Origin of the sequence: Methanobrevibacter sp., assembly GCF_030539555.1 — an archaeon.
Taxonomy (GTDB): domain Archaea; phylum Methanobacteriota; class Methanobacteria; order Methanobacteriales; family Methanobacteriaceae; genus Methanocatella.
In genome coordinates, this window is the sequence record NZ_JAUNXX010000085.1 from 1 (window position 1) to 5,778 (window position 5,778).

At 32.1% G+C, this 5,778-nt stretch carries 5 protein-coding genes and 2 pseudogenes; 4 read left to right on the forward strand and 3 right to left on the reverse strand.

Features of this window, described 5'->3' with window-relative positions:
• A pseudogene (locus Q4Q55_RS09545) lies at positions 1-403 on the forward strand (sortase); the annotation flags it as partial.
• Complete coding sequence (locus Q4Q55_RS09550) at positions 403-777, forward strand: dihydroneopterin aldolase family protein (RefSeq protein WP_303372585.1); 375 nt, start codon at positions 403-405, stop codon at positions 775-777. The pseudogene Q4Q55_RS09545 and the gene Q4Q55_RS09550, both read left to right, overlap by 1 nt.
• 1 nt (position 778) lies before the next feature.
• Here the strand turns inward: Q4Q55_RS09550 and mfnA are convergent, their stop codons facing one another.
• The 3 genes from mfnA to rplJ form a co-directional block, all read right to left on the reverse strand.
• On the reverse strand, positions 779-1,936 hold the full coding sequence (mfnA, locus tag Q4Q55_RS09555; protein ID WP_303372581.1) for a tyrosine decarboxylase MfnA: 1,158 nt from the start codon (positions 1,934-1,936) through the stop codon (positions 779-781).
• A 61-nt stretch (positions 1,937-1,997) separates the two neighbouring features.
• Positions 1,998-4,277: a phosphoenolpyruvate synthase gene (gene ppsA, locus Q4Q55_RS09560; RefSeq protein ID WP_303372582.1), complete on the reverse strand. Its 2,280-nt coding sequence runs from the start codon at positions 4,275-4,277 to the stop codon at positions 1,998-2,000.
• Positions 4,278-4,448: 171 nt separating this feature from the next.
• Positions 4,449-4,931 (reverse strand): 50S ribosomal protein L16, encoded by a 483-nt coding sequence (gene rplJ, locus Q4Q55_RS09565; protein WP_303372583.1) that lies wholly within the window; start codon positions 4,929-4,931, stop codon positions 4,449-4,451.
• Positions 4,932-5,167: 236 nt separating this feature from the next.
• On the opposite strand from rplJ, the gene Q4Q55_RS09570 reads away from it, so the two are divergent.
• Entirely contained in the window at positions 5,168-5,398 is a 231-nt protein-coding gene (locus Q4Q55_RS09570) for a KEOPS complex subunit Pcc1 (protein ID WP_303372584.1), read from the forward strand.
• A gap of 143 nt (positions 5,399-5,541) precedes the next feature.
• Positions 5,542-5,778, forward strand: a pseudogene (locus tag Q4Q55_RS09575) (ATPase); the annotation flags it as partial.

Sequence of the window (5,778 nt, forward strand, 5' to 3'; positions counted from 1 at the left end):
GCCTGGAATTGGAGAATTAAACTATACTGTGACAAATAGCACAATAGTCCCTGCAACATATCAACTGGATGCTAAAGAAAGCGGGAATAAATTATATTTAATTACTTGTGACCCTATTGGTTCAACAGAGAACAGATTAATTATCCAAGGTGAGTTAACTGATAAAAATCCAATAAATGAGAAAATTATCAAAGATAACCCTCAAGAATCAAATGCCTTAATTATATCAGCAATATTTTTAGTTATTGGATTAATATTTGCTTATTTTTACCCTAAAGACAATAGAGTATATATTTTAGCTATTGTTTTAATAATATCCGCAATATTATTCTATTGCTGTGTTAATCCAATTCCGTCTGGTTTGATATATGATAAAATAATTTGGTTAAATGGAGGAATTTAATGGACGTTGATGAAAAGTACTTTTCAAATATCTCAAAAAGAGAAAGAGCCATATTCGAAGGTGCCATAAGTATGGGGGCATTATTCCATCAATTTGTAGGAACACCTGTAAATAAAAGCACTAAAAAAAGTCTGGAAACAAGTATGGAAGAATCACTGAAATTACAGCCTGCAATTGAAGACGTTGAAGTTGAAATTAGATTCGATAAACTAGAAGAATCAATGACAGAATTCAACTATACCTCCCTTACCGGAGACATGTTAGATGTTAGAATATTTACAATAGTAGATAATGTTAAAGCAACCATACGAATAGAATTTATTGAAGAGCTTAACTATCCGTTGATGTATGTGGAAAATATAGAAGAACAATAAGTTAGTAGATTTCTTTTAAATCTTCTAACAATTCTTTTAAATGGTTTTTTTTAATATGATTCATCAATACTATTCTAATTGCGATAGGACATTTAGCAACAGAAACTTTCCAACCTAAATTTTCCAATTTTTTTGCAAATTCATGGGCTTCAATTTCAGGATGGTTGAATGCTAAAATATTCAATTCCGGCTCACAAATAATCTCATATCCTATAGATTCCAATCCTTCTTTTAAAAAATAAGTATTTTCCATTAAATCATTGGCCATCCTGGAATATCCCTTTTTACCGAAATATTTCATTATCGCATAAGTTGCTGCAGATGCTGCTCCTAAACGAGTTCCTACAATGGTTGATTGTGTTTTAACAGTCAAATATGGAGAATCAACCGCCATAACTTGAAGATATTCCTCTTTTCTAAAGATAATTCCCCCCGCAGGAATGGGTGCCAATCCCATTTTATGAGGGTCTACAGTAATGGAACAAACTCCCTCAAGTGAAAAATCAAAAACCGGTAAATCATGTCCAATATCTTTTAAAAATGGAATTGAAAATCCTCCAAAAGCGGCATCAACATGGAAATAAATATTATTTTCATGAGCTATTTTAGAAATTTCTTCGATAGGATCAATCAGACCCAATTCAGTAGTACCGGCAATAGCCACAATGGCCACAGTCTTATCAGAAATAACTTTTTTAAGAGATTCAACATCAATCTTATAGTTTTCATCCAATTCTACTTCAACAATTTTTAAATTTAACATGTCTGCGGCTTTTTTAAAAGAAAAATGAGCGGAATCAGGTATAATTATTTCACCATCAACAATTCCCTTGTATTTTCGTGCATGATTTCTGGCTGCCCTAATCGCCATTAAATTAGCTTCAGTCCCACCAGTCACAATATTACCATAAGGTTTATCTAAAGACAATAACTCACCAATAGACTTGACTACTTCATCTTCAAGATGTTTAGTTCCTTTAAATAATCCCGGGTCACCTAAATTGGTATCTAAAAATTTGCAATAAACTTCTTTTGCAAACGGATGTGCTTCAGTACACATTGACCCTAAAATCCGTCCATCCGAATACTCATAATCCAATTTATGAATTTCAGACAAATCCTTTAAAATATCCTCTTTATCTATTGGTTCATCTTGCATAAAATACCCTAGTTTAATAATATATCAATAAAAATAAAAAATAAAAAAAGAAATAATAAAATTATTCTAAACGTTTACGCGCTGCGTCAAGAATAATTTTTTGCTCAGCACGAGCAACAGTTTTTCTAACTTCTTCTACTGCATCAGCATTTGATGATACGCTTGTAATTCCAAAACCAACAAGTTTTTCAACAATATGCGGTACACTACCTGCTTGACCACAAATACTGCATTTTACACCAGCAGCAACACATTTTTTAATTGTTCTTTCAATTAATTTCATTACTGCAGGATGTTCTTCAGTGTAATGTTTTGCAACAAACTCATTGTTTCTGTCAACAGCGAGAGTATATTGAGTTAAATCATTGGTACCTAAACTTACAAAGTCTATACCAATATCAATATAATCATCAATCATAATTGCAGCCGCTGGAATTTCAACCATCATTCCAAAATCAACATCTTTGTGAGGTTCCAAACCTACTTCAGAACATAATGCCTTAGCTTGAACTAATTCAGCAGGACTTTGAGATAATGGAATCATAATCCCGATATTTGTGTATCCTTTTTCATGTAATTTTTTAATAGCTTTAAATTCACATTTAAGGATTTCCGGTTGATCGAGTTCTCTTCTGATTCCTCTCCATCCAAGCATTGGGTTGTGTTCTCTAGGTTCATTTTCTCCACCTTCCAATGTGATAAATTCATCAGTTGGCGCATCCAAAGTTCTGTACCAAACTGGTTTTGGATAAAATGCATCTGCTACAATCATAACATTATCTGCAATAGTATCAATCAATTCATCTTCCCTGCCGTCAGCGATGAATTTTCCAGGATGAATACCGGCAGTTAACATTAAATGTTCAGTCCTTAAAAGTCCCACACCATCTGCACCAGTAGCAGCAGCTCTTTCTGCAGCTTCAGGCATACTAACATTAGCTTTAACTTCAGTTACAGTTAAAATAGGTGCTGATACCGCATTGTTTGAGACAGTTACTTCTTCTTCCTTAGTTTCAGAAATTCCTTCAAATACCAAACCTTTTTTACCATCTAAAGTTACACCAGAATTTTCTTCTAATGTGGTTGTAGCGCTACCAGTACCTACAACACAAGGAATTCCAAGTTCACGAGATATAATGGATGCATGACAAGTTACTCCACCTTCATCTGTTACAATACCACTGGCTCTTCTCATAGCTGGAACCATATCAGGTGTGGTCATAGTTGTTACCATGATGTCTCCATCTTCAATCTTATCTAGTTCATCGATGTCAAAAACAATTTTAACATTACCTGAAGCCATTCCAGGACTTGCACCGAGGCCTCTAACAAGAACTTCACCTAAATCTGCATTTTCATCACTTTCATTTTCGGCTTCAACATCACCTAAAGTAGTGATTGGTCTTGCTTGTAATAAGAATAAATTGCCATTTTCGAATGCCCATTCGGTGTCCATAGGTTCCCCATAATGAGATTGAACTCTTTTACCCATTTCAGTCAATTCAATGAGTTCTTCATCGGACAATACCCGTTCATTTCTTTTGTCTTCAGGAACTTCAACTTTTACACTGGTACCGTTTTCATCATTAGTGTACATTACTTTTTTATCACTAATGGTTACATTGATAATCTCGTTATCTTTTTTATCAACTTGATAGTTATCAGGAGTTACATCACCGGACACTACTGCTTCACCAAGTCCCCAAGATCCTTCAATTAAAGCAATTTCCTCACCAGTTGATGGGTTTACAGTAAACATTACTCCTGCTTTATCAGCATTTGCCATTTTTTGAACAACAACAGCAATATAAACTTTAGAATGTTCAAAATCGTTTTCTTCCCTGTAAAAGATTGCTCTTGCTTCAAATAAAGAAGCCCAACATTTTCTAATATATTCCATTACTTCTTCGCTTCCAGAAACATGTAAAAAGGTATCTTGTTGACCTGCAAAAGAAGCTTCAGGCAAATCTTCCGCAGTAGCTGAAGAACGGATAGCTACATCAGTATCATCTTCCCCAACTCTTTGACAAAGCTGATTATATGCTTCAATAATCAAAGTAGTCATATCCTCTGGAATTGGAGTAGCAATGATTAAAGATTTAATTTCTTCAGCAGCAGCTTGAAGTGCTTTAGTATCATTAATATCAATTTTATCAAGAATTCCCATTACTTGACTATTAATTCCAGAGTCTTCCATGAACTTTTCGTAAGTTTCTGCAGTTACTACAAAACCAGGCGGTACTGGAATACCTGCTTGAGTTAATTCACCCAAGTTAGCACCTTTTCCACCGGCAATTCCAATATCAGATTTATTTAAATCCTCAAATTTTACAACATACATGAAAAATAACCTCTTGGTTTAAAATATTAATATAATGACAATATTTAGATAGTAAAAACATGGCCAATTATATAATACTATATATCAATTTTAATGTTTAAATATTTAATTATAAAAATGTGAAAAATAAGAAATTAATAAAAAGAAGTAAAAAAAAATTAATTAAAAAATCTATTTAATTAATTCAGCACCTTTGTCAACAACAATTTTGCATGGAACCGGTAATTTCATACCTGCTCTTTTTAATGCAACTTTTGCCTGTTCAAAGTTTTTTTCTTGACAATCAATAGTAATAATTCTTTGATCTTTTTTAACAATAGCTTCAACACTGATAGGTTTACCGAAAGCGTTTCTCATACCACTTTGTACCCTGTCCGCACCTGCACCGGTTGCCATTGGGTTTTCTCTTACAATTTGGTGTGGGTAAACTCTTAATTTTAAGTGGTAACCCATCCTACCAGCAGCTCTTTGCATTAATCTGTTGGAAGCAATCCTTGCAGCTTCCAAAGAATTGTGTCTGATTTGAGCTGGTTTTTTGACAGCTAAACTTACAGAAACAGGAAATTCATCTTTTAAGTTTCCCATATCATATTGTACGATTCTTGAATTTGGGGTTTTTCTAATATAATCTCTTCTAGTATAAGCACGAACCATTATTATTCCTCCGAAATAAAAATAACATGTTAAACATGTTTTAATTAAAAAAATAGCTATGAATAAACAATTCTACAAAATAGCTATATAAAAATTATATATCGTAATATAATAGAATACTTAAATATATTAATTTAGTTATTAATAAATGTTACCATATTTTTCAATATCTAATAACAAAATTATTTTAGAAAAAATAACATAATAAACATATTGATGACCAACTAGTGATTTTTATGAAAATATCTGGAAATATAACTTTTAATTATGCAAATGAAAAAGATGCAAAATTAGTATTTGATTGCTTGGAAGTAGATAATGAAGATTATCTTGAATCAGATTTATCAGATACACTAATTACTTATAAAATTACATCAAAAAATCTTGGAAGTTTTCTAGCAACAGCAGATGATTTGATAGCATCAGAAATAGTATCTGAAAAAATCATCGAAAATACAAAAAAATAATTGAAATATTATACTCTTTTTAACCAATCAGAAACAATTAAACTAAATTAATATGAAAAAAAGGTTAAAAATAGCAAGTTTTATATAAATAAAAAAAAAGATATTAAATTATTATTTTAATTAAATTAAGAGAGTGTTTAAATATGGAATGTCATTACCACCCTGAAAGAGAAAGCACAGACATATGTGCAATATGTGGAAAACCAATTTGTAAAGAATGCGGTCTAGAAATCGCAGGAAAAATTTATTGTAAAGATTGTTTGCAGAAAATAGTTGGTCTTGGATTAGATAATACCTCCGAGCCTGCTGAAGAACCATCCGAAAAAAATATATATGATACTCAAGAAGAGGCAATCTATGATTCACAAGAACCGATTGAA